Origin of the sequence: Martinezella rhizogenes, assembly GCF_007002745.1 — a bacterium.
In the GTDB taxonomy this organism is placed as follows: Bacteria; Pseudomonadota; Alphaproteobacteria; order Rhizobiales; family Rhizobiaceae; genus Agrobacterium; species Agrobacterium cucumeris.
Genome location: NZ_SGNY01000006.1, coordinates 305,601 through 329,305, shown reverse-complemented (window position 1 = coordinate 329,305; position 23,705 = coordinate 305,601). Strand labels below are relative to the sequence as shown.

At 59.1% G+C, this 23,705-nt stretch carries 21 protein-coding genes; 8 read left to right on the top strand and 13 right to left on the bottom strand.

The genetic code is table 11. From position 1 onward, the window contains the following. The first annotated feature begins 2 nt into the window (after positions 1 to 2). Both EXN68_RS19005 and EXN68_RS19000 read left to right on the top strand, forming a co-directional pair. Positions 3 to 1,250, top strand: coding sequence for a glycosyltransferase (locus EXN68_RS19005; protein WP_161991391.1), 1,248 nt, complete (start codon positions 3 to 5; stop codon positions 1,248 to 1,250). Next, on the top strand, positions 1,247 to 2,398 hold the full coding sequence (locus EXN68_RS19000; protein ID WP_142842332.1) for a glycosyltransferase family protein: 1,152 nt from the start codon (positions 1,247 to 1,249) through the stop codon (positions 2,396 to 2,398). Before EXN68_RS19005 ends, EXN68_RS19000 begins: the two co-directional genes overlap by 4 nt. Here EXN68_RS19000 and EXN68_RS18995 read toward each other — a convergent pair. From EXN68_RS18995 to EXN68_RS18970, 6 genes are all read right to left on the bottom strand, one after another. Further along, the gene (locus EXN68_RS18995) at positions 2,364 to 3,104 is read right to left on the bottom strand and encodes a copper homeostasis protein CutC (protein ID WP_142842331.1); all 741 of its coding nucleotides are present in this window, start codon (positions 3,102 to 3,104) and stop codon (positions 2,364 to 2,366) included. The genes EXN68_RS19000 and EXN68_RS18995 overlap by 35 nt on opposite strands. Positions 3,105 to 3,183: 79 nt before the next feature. Continuing rightward, positions 3,184 to 4,389 carry an MFS transporter gene (locus tag EXN68_RS18990; protein WP_142842330.1) on the bottom strand — a complete coding sequence of 402 codons (1,206 nt, stop codon included), beginning with the start codon at positions 4,387 to 4,389 and terminating at the stop codon, positions 3,184 to 3,186. A gap of 62 nt (positions 4,390 to 4,451) precedes the next feature. Continuing rightward, entirely contained in the window at positions 4,452 to 5,885 is a 1,434-nt protein-coding gene (locus tag EXN68_RS18985; protein WP_142842329.1) for a M81 family metallopeptidase, read from the bottom strand. Positions 5,886 to 5,898: 13 nt separating this feature from the next. Beyond that, positions 5,899 to 7,818 carry a beta-N-acetylhexosaminidase gene (locus tag EXN68_RS18980; RefSeq protein ID WP_142842328.1) on the bottom strand — a complete coding sequence of 640 codons (1,920 nt, stop codon included), beginning with the start codon at positions 7,816 to 7,818 and terminating at the stop codon, positions 5,899 to 5,901. A gap of 44 nt (positions 7,819 to 7,862) precedes the next feature. Continuing rightward, the gene (locus EXN68_RS18975) at positions 7,863 to 8,645 is read right to left on the bottom strand and encodes an SDR family oxidoreductase (RefSeq protein ID WP_142842327.1); all 783 of its coding nucleotides are present in this window, start codon (positions 8,643 to 8,645) and stop codon (positions 7,863 to 7,865) included. A gap of 83 nt (positions 8,646 to 8,728) precedes the next feature. After that, entirely contained in the window at positions 8,729 to 9,592 is an 864-nt protein-coding gene (locus tag EXN68_RS18970; RefSeq protein ID WP_046799507.1) for a MurR/RpiR family transcriptional regulator, read from the bottom strand. A 243-nt stretch (positions 9,593 to 9,835) separates the two neighbouring features. Between EXN68_RS18970 and EXN68_RS18965 the strand changes: the two genes are divergently transcribed. Beyond that, positions 9,836 to 10,321 carry a hypothetical protein gene (locus EXN68_RS18965; RefSeq protein ID WP_142842326.1) on the top strand — a complete coding sequence of 162 codons (486 nt, stop codon included), beginning with the start codon at positions 9,836 to 9,838 and terminating at the stop codon, positions 10,319 to 10,321. 152 nt (positions 10,322 to 10,473) lie between these two features. On the opposite strand, the gene EXN68_RS18960 is transcribed toward EXN68_RS18965, so the two are convergent. The 5 genes from EXN68_RS18960 to EXN68_RS18940 all read right to left on the bottom strand — a co-directional run bounded on the left by EXN68_RS18960 (position 10,474) and on the right by EXN68_RS18940 (position 15,977). Then, entirely contained in the window at positions 10,474 to 11,586 is a 1,113-nt protein-coding gene (locus EXN68_RS18960; RefSeq protein WP_142842325.1) for an ABC transporter ATP-binding protein, read from the bottom strand. A gap of 187 nt (positions 11,587 to 11,773) precedes the next feature. Then, complete coding sequence (locus EXN68_RS18955) at positions 11,774 to 13,006, bottom strand: ABC transporter substrate-binding protein (RefSeq protein ID WP_142842324.1); 1,233 nt, start codon at positions 13,004 to 13,006, stop codon at positions 11,774 to 11,776. A gap of 38 nt (positions 13,007 to 13,044) precedes the next feature. Next, entirely contained in the window at positions 13,045 to 13,902 is an 858-nt protein-coding gene (locus EXN68_RS18950; RefSeq protein ID WP_142842323.1) for a carbohydrate ABC transporter permease, read from the bottom strand. Further along, positions 13,899 to 14,783, bottom strand: coding sequence for a carbohydrate ABC transporter permease (locus EXN68_RS18945; protein ID WP_052818771.1), 885 nt, complete (start codon positions 14,781 to 14,783; stop codon positions 13,899 to 13,901). Before EXN68_RS18945 ends, EXN68_RS18950 begins: the two co-directional genes overlap by 4 nt. A gap of 12 nt (positions 14,784 to 14,795) precedes the next feature. Continuing rightward, positions 14,796 to 15,977: a Gfo/Idh/MocA family protein gene (locus EXN68_RS18940; protein WP_142842322.1), complete on the bottom strand. Its 1,182-nt coding sequence runs from the start codon at positions 15,975 to 15,977 to the stop codon at positions 14,796 to 14,798. A gap of 437 nt (positions 15,978 to 16,414) precedes the next feature. On the opposite strand from EXN68_RS18940, the gene EXN68_RS18930 reads away from it, so the two are divergent. The 4 genes from EXN68_RS18930 to EXN68_RS18915 are packed head-to-tail and all read left to right on the top strand — an operon-like array spanning position 16,415 to position 20,312. Further along, on the top strand, positions 16,415 to 17,170 hold the full coding sequence (locus EXN68_RS18930; RefSeq protein WP_142842320.1) for a GntR family transcriptional regulator: 756 nt from the start codon (positions 16,415 to 16,417) through the stop codon (positions 17,168 to 17,170). Positions 17,171 to 17,196: 26 nt separating this feature from the next. Continuing rightward, on the top strand, positions 17,197 to 18,219 hold the full coding sequence (locus EXN68_RS18925) for an SIS domain-containing protein (protein ID WP_142842319.1): 1,023 nt from the start codon (positions 17,197 to 17,199) through the stop codon (positions 18,217 to 18,219). After that, positions 18,216 to 19,382: an N-acetylglucosamine-6-phosphate deacetylase gene (gene nagA, locus EXN68_RS18920; RefSeq protein ID WP_142842318.1), complete on the top strand. Its 1,167-nt coding sequence runs from the start codon at positions 18,216 to 18,218 to the stop codon at positions 19,380 to 19,382. Before EXN68_RS18925 ends, nagA begins: the two co-directional genes overlap by 4 nt. A 3-nt stretch (positions 19,383 to 19,385) precedes the next feature. Next, positions 19,386 to 20,312 carry an ROK family protein gene (locus EXN68_RS18915; RefSeq protein ID WP_142842317.1) on the top strand — a complete coding sequence of 309 codons (927 nt, stop codon included), beginning with the start codon at positions 19,386 to 19,388 and terminating at the stop codon, positions 20,310 to 20,312. A gap of 6 nt (positions 20,313 to 20,318) precedes the next feature. Here the strand turns inward: EXN68_RS18915 and EXN68_RS18910 are convergent, their stop codons facing one another. Beyond that, on the bottom strand, positions 20,319 to 21,572 hold the full coding sequence (locus EXN68_RS18910; RefSeq protein WP_142842316.1) for an FAD-dependent oxidoreductase: 1,254 nt from the start codon (positions 21,570 to 21,572) through the stop codon (positions 20,319 to 20,321). A 33-nt stretch (positions 21,573 to 21,605) separates the two neighbouring features. Beyond that, on the bottom strand, positions 21,606 to 22,307 hold the full coding sequence (locus EXN68_RS18905; RefSeq protein WP_142842315.1) for a phosphatase PAP2 family protein: 702 nt from the start codon (positions 22,305 to 22,307) through the stop codon (positions 21,606 to 21,608). Between the two features lie 186 nt (positions 22,308 to 22,493). Here EXN68_RS18905 and EXN68_RS18900 point away from each other — a divergent pair, with 186 nt between their 5' ends. Next, positions 22,494 to 23,687, top strand: a complete 1,194-nt coding sequence (locus tag EXN68_RS18900) for a 1-deoxy-D-xylulose-5-phosphate reductoisomerase (protein WP_142842314.1) — start codon at positions 22,494 to 22,496, stop codon at positions 23,685 to 23,687. Positions 23,688 to 23,705 lie beyond the last annotated feature (18 nt).

Sequence of the window (23,705 nt, the reverse complement as noted above, 5' to 3'; positions counted from 1 at the left end):
ACGTGACCGATACAAAAAAAATCGTGGTGCTCCTCAAGGGCTATCCGCGCCTGTCCGAGACTTTCATCGCCCAGGAACTTCTGGGACTTGAAAAGGCCGGACTGAAACTTGAACTCATGTCCATGCGCCGGCCGACAGACAAGAAACGTCACCCCGTTCATGACGAGATCCGCGCGCCCGTCACCTACCTGCCGGAATATCTGCACGAGGAGCCGCTGCGCGTTCTGAAAGCGCTGTGGGCCTGCCGCAAGAAGCCGGGCTTCACCAGCGCGCTCCGCCGCTTCTTCAGTGATCTGCCACATGATCTCAGCCGCAACCGCTTCCGCCGTTTCGGTCAGGCCGCAGTACTCGCGCATGAATGGCCTGTGGATGCCGAGTGGCTGCATGTCCATTTCATTCACACCCCCGCCTCGGTCGCTGCCTATACCCATCTCATCACCGGCACACCCTGGACAATTTCCGCCCATGCCAAGGATATCTGGACCTCGAATGATCGCGACCTCGCCGCCAAGCTGCAAAGCGCCCGCTGGGCTGTGACCTGCACTGCCGGCGGTTTTCAGCATTTGCAGACCCTTTCGGGGGCGAAGCAGAACGTGCATCTCAGCTATCACGGGCTCGATCTAACCCGTTTTCCGCATTTCGAAACATCGCGACCGGCAAGAAACGGATCGGACGCAGATGATCCAGTTCGGATTTTAAGCGTCGGTCGGGCAGTCAAGAAAAAAGGCATCGATATTCTGCTGCAGGCGCTGGCCTCACTGCCGCAGGATATCCATTGGCGTTTCACCCATATCGGTGGCGGCGACGAACTAACGGCACTGAGGAAACTCGCCGACGAGCTTGGCATCGCCGACAGGATCGTCTGGACCGGCGCCATGGACCAGAAACAGGTGCTGGAAAACTACCGGGAAGCTGATCTCTTCGCACTTGCCTGCCGCATTACCAGCGATGGCGACCGCGACGGCCTTCCCAATGTGCTGGTCGAAGCCGCCAGCCAGGCGCTGACCTGCATTTCCACCAATATTTCAGGCATTCCGGAATTTTTCGTCTCTGGCGAAAACGGTCTGCTGACGGAACCGGAAAATCCGGCCGCCTGCGCGCAGGCTCTGCGCAGCGCGATCACCGATCCGCAATTGCGCCAGCGTCTGGGCAGCGCCGCCGAGAACCGTGTACGAACCGCTTTCGACCACCGCACCAGCATTAGCGAGCTGAAGGCCCTGTTCGAGACCGAGTGGGAAAAAGCACCATGAGTGAACCGGAAATGCGTCCTTCCGTCTTTTTTTATGTCCAGCATCTTCTGGGCATCGGCCATATCGCCCGCGCCAGCCGCATTGCCAACGCGCTTCAGGCAGATGGTTTCGATGTCGTTCTGGTCACAGGCGGCACCCCGGTTCCGGGCTTTCCGGGCGAGGGAATCCGCCATGTCGAGCTACCACCGATCGCCGTCAGCGATGGCAGCTTTTCCGGTCTTGTCGACAGTTCCGGCAAGCCGGTGGACGACGCCTTCAGGAAGCTCAGAACCGATATGCTGATTGGCGCCTATCACGGTGCAAAACCCGATATCGTCATTATCGAAGCTTTCCCCTTCGGCCGCAGGCAGGTGCGGTTCGAATTGCTGCCGCTGCTCGACGAGATCGAGGACAGCGAACCGCGCCCGCTGGTCATGACATCGCTGCGCGACATCCTGCAGGAAAAAACCAAGCCGGGCCGGGACGAAGAAACCGTGTCACTGGTGAAAAAACATTTCGATGCCGTGCTGGTGCATGGCGATCCGAATTTCGCCCGGCTGGGAGACACCTTCCCACTTGCTGGCGAGATCAGCCAGCGCATCGTCTATACCGGCCTTGTTGCCCCGCTTCCACCGCCGCAACCGGCGGAGAAATTCGATATAGTGGTGTCCGCCGGTGGTGGCGCAGTCGGTGCAGCACTTCTACGGGCCGCCCTTGAGGCCGCACCGCTGCTGGACGGCATCGGGAACTGGTGCCTCGTCACTGGCCCCAACATGCCCCAGGTGGATTTCGACGCGATTTCGGCTGAGGCACCGGACAATGTCTCTGTCTTCCGTTTCCGCAAGGATTTCGCGAGTCTGCTCGCCGGCGCCCGGCTTTCGGTTTCACAGGCGGGTTACAACACCGTCTGCGATATTCTTCAGGCCAAATGCCGCTCACTCCTCATACCCTTCGCAGTCGGTGGCGAAACCGAACAGAGCGCCCGTGCCGAGCGGCTCGCGCGGTTGGGGCTGGCGCAGGTTCTGGAGGAAAAGGATATCTCCACGCAATCCATGGCCGATGCCATCACGGCGGCATTAGCCCTGCCGGGACCGGACACAATCCACCTTGATCTCGATGGGGCGGCTGGTACGGCTATAGCTTTGCGCCGCCTTTATGATGAGCGGTAAGCATCGCCTTTAATTCGCGAACCGCCGCCTCATCCGTGCCCTTGCGCCCATCGCCGGTGAAACCAAGCTTTGCCACCCGGCTTTCCGGATCGTAAAATGGGACGGCAGAACAGGATGCGTGGATTTCCGTAATCGGAAAGCGATCCAGCAATGCCTGCACGCTCTGCGGACGCACGCCGGCACCCGGCATGATGACAATCCGACCGGCTGCTCTCTCGGAGAGGTGCGCCAGCGCCTCTATCCCTTCAAGCGCCGAGCGCGCGCCGCCGGAGGTCAGAATTCTCGGGAAGCCGAGCGCAATGGCCGCCTCCAGCGCTTCATCCATATTGGGAACGACATCGAAGGCGCGATGCAGTGTCATATCCAGCCCATCGGCGTGACGGCGCAGTTCCTCGAGCAGAGCGAGATCGAGCGAACCATCGACAAGCGATGCGCCAAGCACCAGGCCGGAAAGGCCTGCCGCACGTGCCGCGTCGATATCGCGTTTCATCACATCGGCTTCGTCGCGCGTGAACACGAAATCACCCGCGCGCGGCCTGATCATCACGCTGACGGGCAATCCACAGGACGCCGCCCGTTGCATGAAGCCAGCAGACGGCGTTACACCGCCGCCGGAGAGCGCAGCGCATAACTCGATCCGATCGGCTCCGCCCCGAACCGCCGCTTCCAGACCGGCCACATCGTCCACGCAAATCTCGAGAATCATCCTAACCTCTTTCATTTGAACGTGCCCTGTTTACGCACTGGACCATTCGAAAACCGCCACACTTTTTGGGTTCGACGCTCTACCTGCGGCGACCCGTCCCATCAAGCGTGTAGAGCATATAAACCCCGCCAAGACCCACGATAGCCCCCAATATCGAGGTGCCCGAATAGCTGGAGACCATTGTTCCCAGAGCAAAAATCAAAGCGCCAAGACCTGCGCCGAGGAAGATATTGACCGCGATTAGCGAGCTTCCAAGCCCCGGCCGGTCCGCGATCAACTCCTGCAGGTAAGTGATGGGGATGCTGATGATGGCAGCAGCCCCCAGCGCGCTGATGAACGTCTGCGCGTAGATATGCCAGGGTTCGGTCGCAAGCCCCTGCAGAATGAGGTAGGCCGCATAAAGCACCGCTCCCGCCGCCAAGGTCAGGGTTTGCGGCACCTTCTTTTCGATCCACCCCCATAAGAGAATGAAGACGATTTCCAGCGCAGCAACGATGCCCGCCACGATGCCGATATCGGCAACCGTGCCCTTCGCCTGGCCCGTGATGATGAGCGAACGTATCGAATCATTGAGATGCAGCATCGAGCAGATGAGCGCGATGGCGATGATCCGCAGCAATACCCGCCGTGATCCGATTTCCGCAAGCGAGGCACGCAGACCGAAACGCGCTTCCGTATTCACCACCGCCGGCGTGGCGGCCCGGGGCAGGCAGAAGGCGACGAGCAGAAAACAGACAAGTGCGCAGAGGCCGGAAAACAGGAAGGCCGTCAGCATATTGCCGGAACTGATGAGAAAAATGCCGACGATGCCCGGCACCAGCACCCATGAGAGCGAGATTGTCGCCCGCATGATCGAGTTCACGGCAATCATGTCGCCCGTCGAAAGATTGCGGGCATCGGCGCGCACATGCGCGAAGATCAGCGAGTTCATCGCCCCGAAAATCGGCAGGAGAATGAGCTTCGCGCTCACAAAGGCCGTGGCATTCCCCGCCAGATAAACCAGCATATAACCGCTGACACCGAACAGCGCGATGAACAGCATGGGTTTGCGATATTCGCCCAGCCTGTCGGCGACAATACCCATCAGCACGCTGGCGCTGACATTGATGATGGCGGCAAACAGCATCAGAAGGGAATAAACGGTGTTGCTGAGCCCGATTTCGCGAATGCCGATGACCGCCTGATAAGGTGCGGTCGCCGCATTCGAAAATCCGAAAAACAGGATGGCGAGCGCCCCGATGCGGATCGACGGATTGTTGATGACGATGGAAAGAGCCGACGGCATGGATATTCGCCTGAGATGATCCGGCCCCGCCGGATCGCTGGATAAAAGCTACCGGACCGCTGTCATCGCCAGCGGGCCGAAAGAATGGGTTCGGGCATATAATCGAAATGCGGCTTCCATGGGTAAAAATCCCCCTCCCGGCGACGGTTGGGAAGGTTTTCGATATCCTGATTGATAACGCCTTCCGTCAGCGCCATCAGGTTGGGATTGGCGATCGGCGCAAGCTCCGGTGAAAGATAACCCGATTTGACGACCAGCAGCTTCACCACCTTCGGATCAAAACCGAGACGCGCGAAATCCGAAATCATGTGATAGGGCCTGCGTCGCGCCGCCAGAATGACGGTGATGCCGCCGATACCTACCACCGCCTGCCGCTGATCCGCAGCGCTGGAATCATCCAATTTCAGGACCTTGGCTTCAACAGTGACCGAAGGGCTTTGCGGATCGAGACTGCCGCCGATCTTCAGGGAAAGGCTCGCCCCCTCGCCTGCCGCAAAGCAGGCTTCGACCGCCGGTCGGTCGGTTATGCCGCCCAGGAGAGCACCCTGCCAGTTGCGCGCAATCAGCGCCGCCAGAACATCGGCACGATCGCCCACCCCGCCACCGGTTGGATTGTCGCCTGAGTCAGCGAGAATGATCGGGCCGGTAGCCGTCTTTTCCGCAATATCCAGAATGGCCTCAAGCGGCTCGGTCACAGGACCGAAACGAAAATTCTGCCGGGCGTCCCAGTAAGATTGCGCGATTTCGGCCGCGACGGCCTGTGCGGCCTCTCGGTCCGATCCCGTCACCACCGCACAAGCCGTCGCCCGTGGCTCATCGGCCCAGACGTAACCAATCATGAAATTCGCGTCCCAAATGCCGGGCCGGGTGTCATAGCCCGGCAGAACCTCATAAAGGCTTTTGGCCGGTTCATCTTCGGTGGACGTCTTTTCACCGGGCAGGAGAACGGGAATTTTCGCCCAAGCCACACCGGGCTTTTCACCCGTTTTCAGGGCCTTGAGCAACATCGTCCAAGCCCGCACCATCGTCTCGCGTACGTCGATATGTGGCGCGGTTCGGTAGCCGGCGAATATATCCAGCTGATCGACGATCGTCTGGCTGACATTGCCATGCAGGTCGTAGCTCGCGGAAATGATCACATCCGGCCCGACGACGGCGCGAGCGCTGGAAATCCAGTCCCCTTCTGCGTCATCCATGCCTTCGACATTCATCGCACCATGCATGGCGAGATAAAGCCCGTCGAGCGGCGGGCAAGCCTTGAGACGGTCAAGAAACTCCGCCTTGAATGCATCATAAGCCACCCGTGACACCGGACCGCCCGGCACCGCACGAGCGTGCAGAAGCGGCAGCACGTCCGCCCCACCTTCACCGAGAAAATTGAAGTATTCGGCCTCCAGAAGCTCCGCACCGCGAAAGACGCGAAAATCCTGCTCGCCCATCAGCACCGGCGAATAGGTGCTGCATTCGGTATGGATTCCACCAACGGCAATACGCATGGCACCTTCCCCCTTAATAAACCGGGCTCAAGGGAACGATGGCGGAGAACCGCAGCCAGTCCTTCTGCGCCTTCGGCGTCCATGCCGCCTCGGCAATGGCGGGTAACCTCGGGAAAACCAGATGGTTGAAATAGGCGCGATTGAGGAAATGTTCCGACCAGATGCAGGCCTGAACACCTTTCATCCGCTCCTTCAATTCCTCAGGAAATTCGCCGACGGCCTCATAGGCATAGGTATGCGAGGGCGGAACGGTGCCGGCCCAGCTTGCACCCGGCTCCTGCCAGGCTTCATCCTGCACCATGTCGAGATAATAGGCCTGACCCGGTGTCATCACCACGTCATAACCCTGTTTTGCAAGCTCAAGACCGACTTCCGGCTTCTGCCAAGCCATCAGCAATGTTCCAGCCGGATCAACACCGCCACCATGGGAAACCTCGTCCCAGCCGGCAAGCTGGCGGCCACGCTCATGCAGCATCCCCTGAATGCGCTTCATGAAATAGGACTGGATGCCGAAGGTGCCATCCAGCCCCTCCTTTTCCATCAATGCCTTGGCAAGCGGCGAGGCCAGCCATGAACCATCCGCAACCTCATCGCCGCCAATATGGATCAACCGCGACGGGAACAGCTCCACCATCTCGTCAAATATCTTGCCGAGGAACTCATAGGTCGGCTCGATGGCTGGGTTGAGCGCGTTGTTCGGATATCCCTGCACCGAGCGATAACTGTCGGGCGCTTCCTGCCCATCCGTCAGCTCCGGATAGGCGACAAGAGCCGCCGTGCTGTGGCCGGGAATATCAACCTCCGGCACGATTTCGACATTCAACGCGACCGCGTGGGCAACGACCCTGCGGACGTCGTCCTGCGTGTAATAGCCCGAAACCGGCTCAGCCCCGTTGCCAAGCTGCGGCAGAAGTGGTGCATCCGGACCACGGGTCGCGCCCACGGTGGTCAGCAGCGGATAGGCCTTGATTTCGAGACGCCATGCCTCGTCATCCGTCAGGTGCCAATGGAAACGGTTCATGCGCAGCCATGCGAGAATATCGATGAGCCGCACGACATCGCCGGTCGGATAAAATTGCCGCGAGACATCCAGATGGCAGCCGCGCCAGCTGTAACGCGGCGCATCGCTGATGCTGCCGGACGCCGGGAACCGGAATTTGGGATCGACGCGCGCGCCATGCAGCAATTGCGCCAGAACCGTCAGGCCATATTGCAGACCAGCAGCGGCCGAGTATTCCACGACGACCGCATCTTCGGAGAAGCTGATGCGATAACCCTCCGCTTCCAGCCCGCTATGCTGCTTGAAATGAAGCGGCTTTCCCTCATGAACCGGCGCAAGACTGAAGGGCACATGACCGACGGTAAAAAGCCTGCGGAACAGGGAAAGCACGGTTTCCACCGCAAGAACCTCTTCCGTGCTTGCGTCTTCCGTCGGGAAAAGCGCGACAGGAAAGCCCTCGCCCGGTTCGGCATTGATTTCAGCGGGCCATGGCTGGATGGCGAAAGGCAGATCGAGTTCGCCTTCCGGAAGCAGCACTGGTGCCGGCTCGCTATGACGCCCATCCAGCATCAAATCGCCGACATCAACGGCGCGATGTGTACCATCGGCAAGGCTGACATAGGCGGATTTCGCCCCGTCGGTGCGATGCCGCGCGGGCCTCAGGAGGCCATCGACGGTAAAGCGCCAGGATTTCCCCGCTTCGAGCACGAAGCCGGCTGGTGGCGCAAACTCATGGAAATTGGCATTACGGCGCAGATAAACCGCATTGCCGCAAACCGGCTTGTCCACCGTCCGCGTCAGCGAGGTGTAGACGATGCGAAAATCCTTCAGCGGCTCGCGGGAAAGATTGACCAGCGTGAACGTAAAGCCGCCGGATGCGGACTCTGCGAGCGGATGCCATGAATTTTCGAGACGATAATTTGCGAGCGCCATGATGCTCCCCTTCATTGCGTATTGAGCCCGTGAAAGGGCTTCGATCAGTAGTGTTCGGATTGCGAAAAAGTCCGGGCCAGCGGCGCCTGCCCCGCCGTCAGCCCGCAATCAACCGGCAGGCATACGCCGCTGATGGCCTGTGCCTGTGGACCGGCCAGAAACGCGACGGCGCTGGCCACATCTTCGGGCCGCACGATCCGCTGCAGCGGATACCAGTGCTTCGCCTCCTCAAAGACCTGCGGATTGCTGGCCGCCCGTGCTTCCCATGCCTGGGTGCGCACGGTTCCGGGCGCCACGGCGTTGGAGCGGATGCCAAATTTTCCGTATTCGACGGCGATCAGCTTCGTCAGATGGATCAGCCCGGCCTTGGCCGCGCTATAGGCCGGATGGCCGAACACCGCCATGCCGTTGACGGAGGTGATATTGACCACCGACCCTTGTGTCCGCTTCAGCGCTTCCTCGAAAGCCCTGAAGCACAGAAACGGCGCTTCCAGATTGAGGGCATTGTCCCTGCGCCATATGTCGGCAGTCGTGTCATGCAGGCTGACGGCCCTTGCAGCACCCGCATTGTTGACGAGGGTCGCGACATCGCCCAGTTCCGCAAGCTCGGCGGCCAGCCGCGCAAGGTCCTGTGGATCGGTGACATCACAGGTCTTCGCAACGAAGCCGGGGCCGGGAAGCTGGGAAAGCGCATTGGACAAGGCGTCGGCATCGATATCGACCAGCACCACCTTCGCATGACTTTCAGAAAGTGCTGCCGCAATCGCCCGACCAATGTCACCTGCCGCGCCGGTAACGACGGCAAGCTGGTCTTTCCTGTCCTTCATCTCCTACCACTCCCTTGAAGCTTTCCAACCCGCCACGGTGCGGGATATCAGGCAATGCAGCCCTGTTTTTTCATTGTCCTTGCTCAGTCACCGAGCAATTGCTTGTCATCCGAATCGCGATGTTCCACGAGCTGCTGCTTGATGTGACGCAGCGTCACCATCGACCTTTGCCGGTGGTGATAAGCGGCAAGTGTCGCCAGAATATCGACGGCCGCCAGATAGGCGTAACGCGATGAGGTCGGACGGAAGATGTTGTTTCCCTCGGGCACATTGACGGCCACAACGATATCCGCAGCCACGGCAAGCGGCGTGTCACTCTGGGTCAGCGCGATGGTGGTCACTCCCATTTCCCGCGCCAGCCTGAAACACTTCACCAGTTCCATATTGCGACCGGAAAAGGACGAACCGATAATAACGTCTTCCTTGCGTGCGGCGGCCGTCATCATCAGTTGCATGCTGTGATCGGCACTGGTGGAGACACGCAGACCAAGGCGGAACAGCCGGTTCTGGATTTCCGAGGCGATCATCGATGAATTGCCGCCGGCACCGAAGGCATAGATCATGCCGCCATTGGCGATCTTGATCGCCGCTTTTTCGGCAAGGGCGGGGTCAAGCGTCTTGTGCAGCAGGAAAAGCGCTTCCTGCGCCTTGGCAAGCACCTCTTCTGCAACATCCGACGGGCCGGTGCTCGATGGTTCCGAGGTGAGATAACGAATGCCCACATAAGCCGTCTTGGCGAGGCTGACCTTGAAATCCGAAAAGCTCAGACAACCCACACGACGGCAGAAACGTGTCACCGTCGGCGGAGAAACCTCGGCGCGGGCCGCAAGCTCGATGATCGAGGCATTGACGGCGAATTCGAAGTCCGAAACCAGAATATCAGCGATCCGCCGTTCCGATTGCGAGAACTGCCCCCTGTCTTCCTGTATTCTTGCGAAAATATCCATGTTCACCGGTCTCCGTTCCGCCAAAACTTAAGGCTTGGCCCCGTTACCGATGCATCCTAATCCAAGACGCCCGTCAACCGTGCATACCCATGAATCGACCATCTTCCGTCCCGATGACGACACGCCGAACATCCTTGATTTGAAAATGATTTTCTTTGTTGATTGCGAGATGAGCATATGCCAACAATCTGCGCTAGAGAAACCTCCAAATCCTGAAAATAATTTCAACAACGGACCACAACCATGCGCGATCCATTCAAAAACCCCTTTGCCGAAACAGACACCGCCCGCCATTCGATCTGGGAAATGCTGGTGACGCGGGACATCGATGCCTTCCTCGCCGCCGACTGGTCGCAGGTTGCGGCTGATTTCGTCGAGGACGGCTTTCTCGGCATCAACGCCAATCGTGAGACTAACCCGGACAATTGGCGCCTGTCCTTCCCGTCGCTCGCCGCCTATCGCGACGAGTGGCTGAAACAGGCCAAGGATTTTCAAACCCAGCAATTTGCCGAAGACCCAAGAGGCGCCATCTTCACCACCACCACGCTGGAAGAGATCGAAGTGGAAGGCGAAACGGCGCTGGTTCGCAAGAAGTTCAACGGCGGGCTTCGTAAGGCCGATGGCAGCTTCGACGTCATGAAATGGCAGACGCTCTATTATTGCCGGCTGCACGAAGGACGCTGGAAGATCAGCGGTTTCACCGGTTACATGCCCAATCCCATGCCCTGATAGAGCAGACATGCGGGAACGTTGCGAACGCCGGGCCGAAAGCCCGGCGTTGTTTTTTCGTCTGGCGGCGACAACAGAAAACCGCCGCAGATGCATCGCGTCAGAAACAGCCGGGCACGGGAAAACAGATTTCATGGCCCGGTTCCTGCCCTTTATTGGATCAGCTTGAGGACGGAAAGGTCGACACGCCGTTCGAGCGCAATGCCGCTTTCATCGAACAGGTGGCAATCCGATGCCTTGATGCCGGTAATGATCGGTTCATCAACGACGACAGGCGCGGAACCGGAAAGCAGCGCGCAATAGTTCTCACCCGTCGGGGCAATCCCATAAGCGATCGTGTTCACTCCCAGCCGCTCGATGACGCTGGGCGCGACCTTCACATTAAGGTCAGCCGTTTCAAGGCCTGTATGTTCCGGGCGAATGCCAAGCGTCAGTTGCCTGCCTTCGAGGCCGGCGCGAGGTTCCACCGGCACGGTGATCGTCTGGCCCTCATATTCCACAGTCATGCCCTCGGCGCTGGCAGCTTTGCAGGTGACCTTCAGGAAATTCATTTTCGGGTTGCCGATGAAGCCGGCCACGAACAGGTTCGCCGGCTTGTGGTAAAGCTCCAGCGGCGCACCGACCTGGGCGATTTCGCCGGCATTCAGCACCACGATGCGGTCGGCCATGGTCATGGCTTCCACCTGATCGTGGGTGACATAGATCATCGTCGCCTGCAGCGTCCGGTGAAGATTGGTAAGCTCGATGCGCATATCGGCGCGAAGCGCCGCATCGAGGTTGGACAGCGGCTCGTCGAACAGGAATATCTTCGGCTCACGAACGATGGCGCGGCCGATCGCGACACGCTGGCGCTGACCGCCGGACAACATGCCGGGGCGCTGCTGCAGGCGCTGGTCGAGTTGCAGGATCTTGGCAACCCCCTCGACCTTTTCCTTGATCTTGCTCTCTTCCATCTTTTCGACGCGCAGCGGAAAAGCGATGTTTTCGAAAACCGTCATATGCGGATAGAGCGCATAGGACTGGAAGACCATGGCGATGCCGCGTTTGACCGGCGGCAATTCATTGACCTTCACGCCGTTAATGACGACGTCGCCGGCGGTAATATCCTCAAGGCCGGCGATCATGCGCAGCAATGTGGATTTGCCGCATCCCGAAGGGCCGACAAAAACGACGAACTCGCCATCCCTGATGTCGAGCTGAACGCCCTTGATGACTTCGAAATGTCCATAGTTCTTGCGGACGTTATTGAGATAAAGCTGACCCAAAACTTGCCTCTCCCGTCACCAGCCGACATCAGGCTGCGTTCAGAGACGTTCCGAGACATGGGGAAAACCGCGTCTTACCGGAACCGTTGAAAAACATGAGAAGCCCCTTCCATCACAGCGGCAGGCATTCTCGCGGCGAATTCATGAGGTTGCGGGCGACCTGCGCCCGCAACCGTCGAATTGTGGATTATTTATACTGCTCGAGGGCGGCGGAGGCCTTCTTCGCGGCATCCTCCGGGGTCGCCTTGCCGGTAACGACAGACTGCACCATCTCGATCATCGTATCCTGGAAGCCCTTGTAATCGGTGAAGAGCGGCTCGGGACCACCATAGGCGATACCGTCGATCAGCGGCTTCCAGAAGGGGTCCTTGGCGACGAATTCATCAACCTTGGCCGACGGACGCAGCGGGGTGAGGCCAGCGCCGCCCTGCAACTCGTATTCGCCCTGCGGGCCGGGCGAAGTGATGAACTTGGCGAATTCGGTCGCCTTTTCTTCCACGCCGGTTCCCTTGAAGATCGCAAGGCTGTCGGTGATGAGCAGCGTGCCGGGACCCTTGGCTTCGGGGCCGAGCGGCAGCGTGGCAATGCCCCAGTTGATCTTGGTTTCCTGCAGGCGGGTTGCAGCACCCGAACCGGCCTGGATCATGCCAACCTTGCCATCAAGGAAGATGGCGCGGATTTCGTTCTGCTCGTAGGCCGTGGGACCTTCGACGGAATAAGGCGTGATGTCCTTGTAAGCCGTGAGGGCTGCAACGACCTGCGGGCTGTCGACGGTGATCTTGTCGCCGTCGATGACCTTGCCGTTATTGGTATAAACCCAGTGCATGAACTGGTGCATGGTGTTGTCGAAGGTCTTGGCGGGCAGACCATAACCGGCAATGCCGGTCTTTTCCTTGATCTGCTTGGCGAAGGCGATTTCTTCAGCCCAGGTCTTCGGCGGCACTTCGGGGTCGAGACCGGCCTGCTTGAACAGATCCTTGTTCCAGTAGAGCGCCTTGGTCGAGAATGCGACCGGCACGCCCCACTGCGTGTCCTCGAAGGTGACCGTGTCGACGATGTTGGGGTAATAGGTCTTCTTTTCGTCTTCCGTCATCGGCACCGGAACGATGAGATCGTTCTGCGCGAACTGCTTCAGCGTGCGCGAACCGACATAGGCCATGGCGACCGGGGTGCCGGCGGCAGCGAGCGTCGTTGCCTTGTCCTGGCACTGCGCCCAGCCCACGACCTCCGGAACAACCTTGAAGCCGGCATTCTTGCCTTCCCATTCCTTGATGTATTTTTCATGGATGGGGTCCATCTTGTCGCCGCAATAGATCCAGCTGATCTCCTTGTCGGCGGCATGTGCCGTCACCGTGGTAAGGGCAGTGGAACCGGCAAATGCGAATGCGCAAAGCGCCAATCCGTAATGTTTCAGTGCCATAATTAGTCTCCCGTTTTGGTGGTCGTTCCGGTTGTTGTTTATTTCACCGCGCCGGCGGTGAGCCCGCTGACGAGATATCGTTGCATGAAGAAGATCACGACCATGGCCGGCGCGATGCCGACGAAGCTGGCCGCCATCAACTCATTCCAGATGACTTCCTGACGACCGAAATAGGCAAACAGGCCGATGGGCAGCGGCATATATTCGGTCTTGGAATTGAAGGTGAGCGCGAAGATGAACTGCTGGGCGTAAGCACCGATGAAGGTGGTGATGGAGACGACGGCGATGCCCGGCATCGCCAGCGGCAGGATGATCCGGCGGAAAGTGTAGAAATAGCTCGCGCCGTCCACATAGGCCGCCTCTTCCAGCTCCCGCGGAATGCGCAGCATATAGGTGCGCAGCAGCCAGATCGCGGTGGGGATCAGGAAGGCAGCGCCGGGAATGATCATCGCCAGATAGGTGTTCAGCACACCCATGTTGCGCATCAGCCGGTAAAGCGGGATCAGCAGAACGGCGCCCGAAAACATGTTGATTGCGAGAAACGCACCCAGCAGCTGTCCACGCCCGCGAAACTGGAACCGGGCAAAGGCATAGGATGCCGGCACCACCAGCAGGAGCACGATGATGGTTGAGATCGTCGAGATGAAGAAGGAGTTGAAGACATACCGGGCAAAACCGGGAACGCTGACCCACATGGTCCGGTAGGCCTCGAAGGACCCGTTTTGCGGCCAGAACTTGTAGGGCGAGGAGAAAAGCAGGCTGAGCGGTTTCAGCGAAACCAGAAAACCTTCCACAAAGGGCGCCAGCACGAAGGTCAGGAATACGGCAATGCCGCAATAAATCCCGACCATTTCATACCACCTGTAGCGGTTGATCATCGCATTTTTGTCGGTCATCGGCTGGCCTCCTGCGAGATACGGCTGGTGATGCGGAAGTAGAAGTAGGTGAAGATCGACAGGAAGATGCAGATCAGTACGGCGCGGGCCGCACCTTCACCGTATTTGTAAGAGCCGATCGCCGTTTTATAGGTATCGATGATCATGGTCGTCGTCTGGCCGGTCGGGCCGCCCTGCGTCAGGATCCAGATGATATCGAACGAATTGAAGGTCGAAATCAGCGAGATCATCGACATGGTGATCATGGCGGGCAGCATCAGCGGCAACGTGATGCGGCGGAAGCGGTAAGCACGGCTGGCGCCGTCCGTCCACGCCGCCTCATAGAGGTCCTGCGGGATGGCCTGAATTGCCGCCAGCAGATAAAGCGTCACCATCGGCACGCCGATCCACACGTCGGTGATGATCGTCGCCCAGAAGGCCGTGTTGCCATAGGCGAGGAACGCGACCGGGCCGTTTACCAGACCGAGATTCTGCAGCACGCCGGAAATCATGCCAAATTGGCCGTTATACATCCAGCCCCACATGAAGATGCCGATAGCCATCGGCACGATCCATGGTGGCATCGTCAGGATACGGAACAGCGCCCGGCCGGGAACGGCCGAATTCAGGAGCACAGCACCAAATGTGCCAATGATCATCTTTATCGAGACGGAAAAGAACGTCCAGACAAAGGTCCGCGTGATGACATCGGCAAAGGTCGCGTTGAAGATTTTCTCGTAATTGATGAAACCCACCCAATTCGTCGTTTTTCTGAGCGACGCATCGGTAAACGACAGGATGAAGGTATCAACGAGCGGATAAGCAACGATAACCGTGATGTATAAAAGCGCCGGCAGAAGAAGAAGCCAGGCGAAGATGACCGCGCTGCGTTTCGCATCCATCGCAGCGCCCCCTTAAGCCGATTTCACGGCGGAGGATTTTGGCTGCCCGTGGAGCGCCAAGTCATATTCATCCCAGACCGGCTTGAGGTCCACCACCTTGCGGCCGTGACGTGCCTCGTCCATGGCAAGCGCCAGAATGCCGGCCTCGATCGCATCGAGCGCGGAGACCGGCAAGGGCTCGCCCTTGACGATATGGGCGATCACATCCTCTGCCATCTGCTCGTCGGCGCCATAATGCTGCGAGAGCGTGGTGGCTGCCGAATAGGTCTTGGCCACGGTCTTTTCGTTGGTCCGGGCATTGTGCACGTTGAGGAAGCCGCGCACGAAGTCGCCCTCCGCCATGCCCTTGGCGCCGATCACGCAGAAGCGGCGGAAATCGTCGGGAACGTTGAGATTGGTATGGAACGCAAGCGACGCGCCATTTTCATATTCAACGATCGCCGTCTGGTAATCGATGATGTCGCCGTCGCTGTCGAAGACCTTTTCGGAACCCATCCAGCCGCTCGGCTTGCGGTGGTAGACTTCCATGTCGTTGATACCGTCATTTTGCGGAGCATTGGCAAGCGTGAAGCTTTTGCGGCCACCGAAGCTCGATACGAACCGCGGCCGCGCACCGACGACACCATTATAAAGATCGAGATCGTGGCAGCATTTTTCCAGCATGAAGGAGCCGGAATAATGCTCATAGCGCCGCCAGTCACGCATGAAGAACGCGCCGTGATAGGGCGGAATATGTTCCGAGGCCTCGATGGAGACGACATCGCCCAGCTTGCCTTCGGCCTGCGCGGCCCGCAGATCGCGATAGAGCGGCGAATAACGCAGCACAAGGCCGACCAGCAGCCGCTCGTGGCCATGCTTGTTGAGCAATCGGGCAAGCTCAAGGCTTTCCTCGATGCTGACCACGATCGGCTTTTCACTGAAGATGGTGCAACCGGCTTCGAGCCCGAGGCGGATATGCTCCAGATGCATATGGTTCGGCGAACCGATCATCAGAAGATCGAATTTTTCGTTGGCGATCAGCTCCTCGGGGCTGTCATACGCCTTGCCGACCGAAATGCCCTTTTCCTGCAGACCCGGCAGACCAGCCGGTGCGGGATCGACATAACCGACGATCTCGAAATCCTTGTCGATTTCATGAAAAACGTAGCCCAGATAACCGAGACGGAATCCGAGTCCGATAATTCCCACTTTCATGAACTTGTTCCCTGTTCATTCGTAATTCATTTTCGCAGAAGCGACCATTTCTACGTTGGCCATTCAGTTATCTGCGATAATTGCCTGCCACGATGAAATTAATTTTCACGACGGTCAAGTTAAATTCGATTTCGCACGCCCAACCCAGGACCGGAAGCCGATTTTTCCCAGCAATACGGATGCGCAACAGGGCGCCACCGATCACCGTTGCGAAAACAATACCAAAAAAATGCCAATCGTCTAGAGCAATATCTGCAACCGGAAAATTTTTTTGGTTAATGGGTGAATTTCACGCATAAGGCCTCATTATTCGGCAAACTATCGAATAAAACCCTTATTAATCGTACAAATTCGTTAATGGTTCTATTTTGGTATTGCCGATTATGGCGCGTATGGTATAGCCAGAATTGGCACATTAGGTGCGACAGAGGTTATGGATGAACGGGGCAGTGCTTAATCTGGATGACCTGCAATCGGGAGGCGGCGGCCCGCTCTACCTGAAACTGCGTCAGACGATTGAAGACGCCATCAATGGCGGCCGCCTGAAACATGGTGACGCCCTGCCGCCCGAGCGGGACATTGCCGAAAGCGCCGGTGTCAGCCGAGTAACGGTACGCAAGGCGGTCGATGATCTGGTGCGCGACGGCCTGCTGGTCCGCAGGCACGGCTCCGGCACCTTCGTCGTCAAGCCCATCACCCGCATGCAACAGCCACTCACCAAGCTTACCTCGTTTACGGAAGACATGCGCCGGCGGGGAATGGCCGCAAGCACGCGCTGGCTGGACAGGGGTCTGTTCTATCCGACCGGCGACGAGATGATGGCGCTCGGCCTTTCCCAATCCGCCATGGTGGCGCGGCTTACCCGTCTGCGCCTTGCCAATGACCAGCCGATTGCGCTCGAAGTGACGAGCCTGCCCGGTGATCTCTTGCCCGACCCGCAGCTGGTCGAGAACTCGCTTTATCTGGAGCTTGAGAAAAACGGCATTCGCCCCGTCCGTGCCATTCAGCGCATTTCCGCCCGTAATCTCACGGATGAGGAAACGCTGCTGCTGGGCGTTCCGCCGGGCTCCGCCGCGCTGTCCGTTCAGCGCATGGCCTATCTGGAAAGCGGGCGGCTCATGGAAATATCCCGCGCCCTTTACCGCAGCGACGCCTATGACCTCGTCGCCGAATTGACGATGACCTCAGAGTGAAACACACCGATCAAGGACACGAAACGATGACAACCCTGATGCGCCAGGAAATCAACGAGATTCCCGATGCCGTCGCCCGTCTGCTGGACAATGCGAAAAATGATTTTCAGGAAGCCGGCAGCCAGCTGAAGGCCCGCGATCCAGCCGTTATCGTCACAATTGCGCGGGGTTCCTCCGACCACGCCGCGCACTTCCTGAAATATGCGATCGAATTGCAGACCGGGCTGCCGGTGGCGTCGCTTGGGCCCTCACTCGCCTCCATCTACCAGACGAAACTGCGGCTGGAACGGGCGGCGGCCTTCGCCGTGTCTCAGTCCGGCAAAAGCCCTGATATTGTTGCCCTGGCGGAAAGTGCCCGCAAGGGCGGTGCACTCACCGTCTCTCTCGTCAACACCTTGCCCTCTCCGCTTGGCAATGCAGCCAATCAGGCCATCGACATCCAGGCAGGACCGGAAAAGGCTGTTGCCGCCACCAAATCCTTCGTCAACTCCATCGTTGCTGGCCTCGCAATCCTTGCCGAATGGACGGAAGACAACCTGCTCGCCAAGGCCGTCAGCGCCCTGCCGCAAAATTTCGCAAGAGCCGTTGCGCTCGACTGGAGCCAGATCGCCGAGGCGGTGAAGGGCGAAGAATCGCTTTATATGCTGGGCCGTGGCCCCGCCCTTGCCATTGCCGCAGAAGCCGCGCTGAAATGCAAGGAAACCTGCGAACTGCATGCCGAAGCCTATTCGTCGGCGGAGGTCATGCATGGCCCGGTCTCGCTGGTCGCACCGAAATTCCCGGTCATCGCCTTTGCCGCACGCGACCGCGCCGAGACTTCGGTGACGGATATCGCCGCAAATCTTGCCCATAAGGGCGCAAATGTTTTCGTCACATCCGCAAAAGGCAGCCCGGCCAAGCCCCTGCCCTTCGTCGAGACCAACCACCCGCTGACCGATGCCCTGTTGCTGATCGCACCGTTTTACGGCTTCATCGAGCAATTGTCGCGCGCGCGCGGCTTCAACCCGGATGCACCGGTGGCATTGAAGAAGGTAACGGAAACCCAATGAGTGGCATAAAGGCATTTGTCGGCGCCCGCATTTTCGATGGCGCCGCCTGGCATGATGGCAAGGTACTGCTGACCAGTGACGGACATGTCACCGACATCTCAGACAAGGTGCCCGCCGAAGCCGAAGTGATTGATGCGAACGGGTTGCTGATCGCGCCGGGCTTCATAGACCTTCAGGTCAATGGCGGCGGCGGGGTCATGTTCAACAACCAGCCGGATGTGGATGGCATCGCCCGGATCTGCTCAGCCCACGCAAAATTCGGCACCACGGCGCTGATGGTCACGCTCATCACCGACCGGCCGGATGTGACCTCCAAAGCAGCACAGGCGGGTATCGCCGCCGACAAGGCGCATGTGCCGGGTTTCCTCGGCCTGCATTTCGAGGGTCCGCATCTTTCCGTCGCACGCAAGGGCACCCATGATCCGGCGCTGATCCGCAAGATGGAGGAAGACGATCTTGAGGTTCTGACCCGTTGCAAGGCCGAACTTTCCTTCGTGCTGACCACCATTGCCCCGGAAAACGTGACCTGGGAGCAGGTTGCAGCGCTCCGAAAAGCCGGCATCGTCGTCAGCCTCGGCCACACCGACACAGGCCTCGATGTGGCGACGGCCTATGCTGATGCCGGCGCTTCCATGGTGACCCATCTCTTCAACGCCATGAGTCCGCTTGGCCATCGTGAACCGGGGCTGGTGGGAGCCGCACTCTCGAACGGAAAACTGGATTGCGGGCTGATCGCCGATGGTTTCCATGTCGATCCAGCCGCGATCGGCATTGCGCTGCGCGCCAAGAACGGCCCGGCCCGCATCTTCCTTGTCACCGATGCCATGTCCACAATCGGCACGGATGATGACGGCTTCGAACTGAACGGCCGGCGCGTCTATCGCAATGGCGGACGCCTGACGCTTGCCGATGGCACGCTGGCGGGGGCGGATATCGACATGCTGTCCTGCATCCGCTTCATGCATGAGAAAATGAACACGCCGCTGGAGGAGGCCTTGAGAATGGCCTCCGCTTATCCGGCAGAAGCCATCGGTGCGACGGCCAAGGGGAAACTCCTGCCCGGTTCCGATGCGGATTTCGTTGTGCTGACACCTGACCTTCAAATGCATTCCACATGGATCGGCGGAGAAAAAATCCACGATGCCGCCCGTTCCGGAGCCTGAACAATGATCGTTTGTTTCGATATTGGCGGAACAACCATTAAGGGGGCCATTGCTTATGCCCCGGATGATATTCGCCCCGTGCCGCGCATACCGACACCAAAAACCAGTTTCGAGGACTTCGCGGCCGGCCTTAAATCCGTCATCGACAATAGCGGCGGCACACCCGCCTGCGTGTCGCTGTCGATTGCCGGCGTCATCGATCCCGAAACCGGTAAAGCCACCGTTGCCAATATTCAGAGCATCCATGGCAAGGTGCTGAAGGACGAGTTGGAAAAGGCGCTCAACCTTCCCGTCATCGTATCAAATGATGCCGATTGTTTCGTGATCGCCGAATCGGAAATTGGCTCCGGACAGGGCCATCGCGTCGTCTTCGGCGTCATCCTCGGGACGGGTGTCGGCGGCGGTCTGGTCATCGATGGCAGGCTCATCAACAGCGATGGCGGCTTCGCCGGCGAATGGGGACACGGGCCGGTGGCCGCGACCCTGGCCGGCAATCCGCCGGTAGCGCTGCCGCGTTTTGAGTGCGGCTGCGGCCTCACCGGTTGCATTGATGCCATCGGCAGCGCCCGTGGCATGGAAAAGCTGCATCTGCATCTTCACCAGCAGGAGATGACCAGCGAGGACATCATCTCCGCCTGGCAGGCAGGCGATGCGCAGGCCGCAAGAACCATCGATATTCTCGTTGATATTCTCGCCTCGCCACTCGCGATGGTGATCAACGTCACCGGGGCAACCATCGTGCCTGTCGGCGGCGGGCTTTCGAATTCGAGAGAGCTTCTGGCCGCGCTGGATGAAGCGGTCAGGGGCCGCGTTCTCCGGCGTTTCAACCGCCCGCTGGTCGTGCCTGCCATTTGCCGGATCGAACCGGGGCTGATCGGTTCAGCCGTCATCGGACTGAAATACGAGAAGGAAATCGCCGTCCCTGCCTGAGCGGCCTTACGTCTCGATCTTTTCCCGGCGAAAGCCCAGCCCGACCAGCCGCCCGGTCAAATGGGCAAGAAGCGGAAATCGCATGAGCGCCAGCACAAGCGAGGGCGGACCTTTCGGCTTTTCCGCCACCTCCGCCTGCCCCTTCTTGCGGCCGATGCGCATCATCCGCTGCAGAAATTGCGTGGCCTTGGTCGGGAAGGATCGTCGTTTCTCGATTGCGGCAAGATCATCGTCACCAACGGGCCGGCCGGATAAAAATACCGGCACGAGTACATTGGCCGCAGCAACGGCATCCTGAACGGCTAGGTTGACGCCGACACCGCCAACTGGGGACATGGCATGGGCAGCGTCCCCAATGCAGATCAGGCCGGGTTTCCACCAGCGCTTCAGCCGGTCGATGCGAACGGTCAGGAGATGCACGTCGTCCCAGCTGATAAGTTCGTCCAGCCTCTCGCGCGGGAACGGGCAGATTTCCGCCACCCTCTCCCTGAACGCCTCAAGTCCCTGCAGCTTTATGTCCGCGAAAAAGCCCTTGCGCACCACATAACCGCATTGCCAGTAATCGCCGCGGTTGATCATCACGAAACCCTGTCGCGAGCCGACATGACCCATGGTTTCGGTCGAATCGCCCGGCTGTTTTGAAAAGCGCATCCACAGCACCTCGGTCGGAATACCGAAGCGCTGGATTTCCAGCCCCGCCGCCTCCCGGACGATGGAAGTGCGGCCATCCGCCCCCACCACCAGATCCGCAGCGATCTCGATCACACCATCCGCTGTATTGACGATCAGACCCCCGACACGCCCGTCGCGCTCGATCAGACCGGTGACCGGCGCATTCATCAGCAGCCGAAAATTCTCATATTGCCCAGCCTTGCCGACGATGAAATTGAGAAAATCCCATTGCGGCATGAAGGCGATGAAACGATGACGGACCGGCAGCCGGGAAAAATCCGCGATCGTGATACGCTCGCCGCCGATAACCGCGTTCAGCCGCGGCGCGCGCGTATGCGGCAGGCTGAGAAACTCGTCGATGAAACCCAGCTGCTCCATCAGTTCGAGCGTGGACGGGTGGATGGTGTCGCCGCGAAAATCGCGCAGGAAATCCCCATGTTTCTCGACCACCGTCACATCGATACCGCTGCGGGCAAGCAGCAGGCCAAGCATCACACCCGCCGGGCCTCCACCGGCAATGGCAACGGAGGTGCGGATGTGTTGAACCGCCTTACCGTCATTTTCCGGCGCGACTTTCGCTTCTTCCATCACATCTCTCCGTTTCCGCCCCGTTCAACGTCCCTATCGCGGATCCGCTACCGGAAGATTTGCATTTTTCGGCTGCGGCCAGCCATAGGCATCGAACCGAAACAGCATTTCGGACCGGGCGAAAATAAAAGCGAAGGCCATGGCCGTCCACATGCCGAGCAGCAGCCCGGCGGCAACGTCGCTTGGATAATGCGCGCCAACGATGACACGCGAAACGCCAATGACAAGGGCGAACAAAAGAAAGGCCCAGCGGAAGCGCGGCATCAGCATCGCAAAAACACCGAAAAACGCGCCGGCAGCGGTCGAATGGCCGGAAGGAAAGCTCTCATAGAGATTATCCCCGGTAAACGGGGTGAGGCTATAGGCGCCCATTTCCAGGAAAAGCTCCGGCCGCGCCCGTCCGATCAGGAATTTCAGCGTATGGACGAGAATGCTTGCCGTTCCGATCGTCAGGAAAAAATAGGCGAGAAGCCGCCACGCGGTTCTCAAGCGCCCGGCATAGGTCTGCGCCTGCAAAACCCGTGCGCCGACATAGGCAAGAATGGCTAGGGCGCCCGTGGAATAGAGCATCCAGCTGAAGGTTCCGAAATCGGTGATGGCGCGATTGAAGGAGACGATCGTTCCGGGCAGGGCCTGTGCGCTTTCGGAAAGACGTGGATCGAGAGGAATAAAGACCAGCACCAGCACAAGGCTTGCCACAAAAATCCATCCGCTGGAAACCAGGAAACGTCGCATCTAAGTCCTCTCATCGTTTTTCTTGCATATGGCTTTGCCATCCGCAAAAACAATAGCCGGGCTTTATCCTTGTTATGGCTGATTTTCACGAGTAGAGGCTAATGCATGTCACCGAAACTGCGCAGCGGTTTCGCAAGAATGACATGCTCTGAAAGGTGCGAACCGCACGATACTGACGGACCGAAGATGACGAATGCCAGTGAAATGCCACGCAAACTGACGATATTGGGTTCCACCGGTTCGATCGGCACCAGCACGCTGGATGTCGTGCATCAGCTGGGCGGCCGCGAGCAATTCCAGATCATGGCGCTGACCGGCGCGGGAAACATCGCACTTCTGGCAGAGCAGGCGCGTCAATTCGGCGCACAGATGGTGGTGACGGCCGAAGATGACAAATATGAAGAATTGAAAGCCGCCCTTGCCGGCACCGGCATAAAAGTTGCGGCTGGCAAATCCGGCCTTGAAGAAGCGGCGTCGATGGATGCCGGCTGGGTGATGGCGGCGATTGCCGGGACGCCCGGCCTTGCCCCGACGCTGACAGCCGCCCGGCGTGGCGCCGATATCGCCCTTGCCAACAAGGAATGCCTCGTTTCAGCCGGTGATGTTTTTCTACGCACGGTCAAACAGGGCGGCGGCAGGCTGATCCCGGTCGATAGCGAACACAGCGCGATCTTCCAGTGCCTGACGGGCGATCACAAACAAGCGGTGGAGCGCATCGTGCTGACGGCCTCCGGCGGACCATTCCGCACCTGGTCACGCGATGAGATGGCCAATGTCACGGCCGATATTGCCCGCGCCCATCCCAACTGGTCGATGGGGCTAAAGGTCTCCATCGGCAGCGCCTCCATGTTCAACAAGGGGCTGGAAATGATCGAGGCGAAATACCTCTTCGATCTCCGGCCCGATCAGGTGGAGGTGATCGTCCATCCGCAATCGATCGTGCACTCGATGGTCGGTTACAGCGACGGTTCCTATATCGCTCAGCTCGGCTCACCCGACATGCGCACCGCCATTTCCTATGCCCTTACCTATCCTCAGCGCGGTCATCTGAACGTTGAGCGGCTGGATTTCGCAAAACTGGCGCGGCTCGATTTCGAGGCGCCGGATGAAACCCGCTTCCCCGCGCTGCGGCTCGCCCGTATGGCGCTGGAGCGTGGCGGTCTGCAGGGTGCCGCCCTGAACGCAGCGGAGGAAACCGCCTTTCACGCCTTCGTCGCTGGCGGCATCGGCTTCCTCGACATGGCCGAAATCGTCGAAACGGTCATGGACCGCATGCATGACGGCCGCTCAGCCGCCACGATGGAAGATGTCTTCGCAGCGGATGAGGAAGCCCGACGCCACGCCCGTGAATTGATCTCCACCAAAGAAAAGGCCGCGTAAACGCGGCCCGATCTGCTT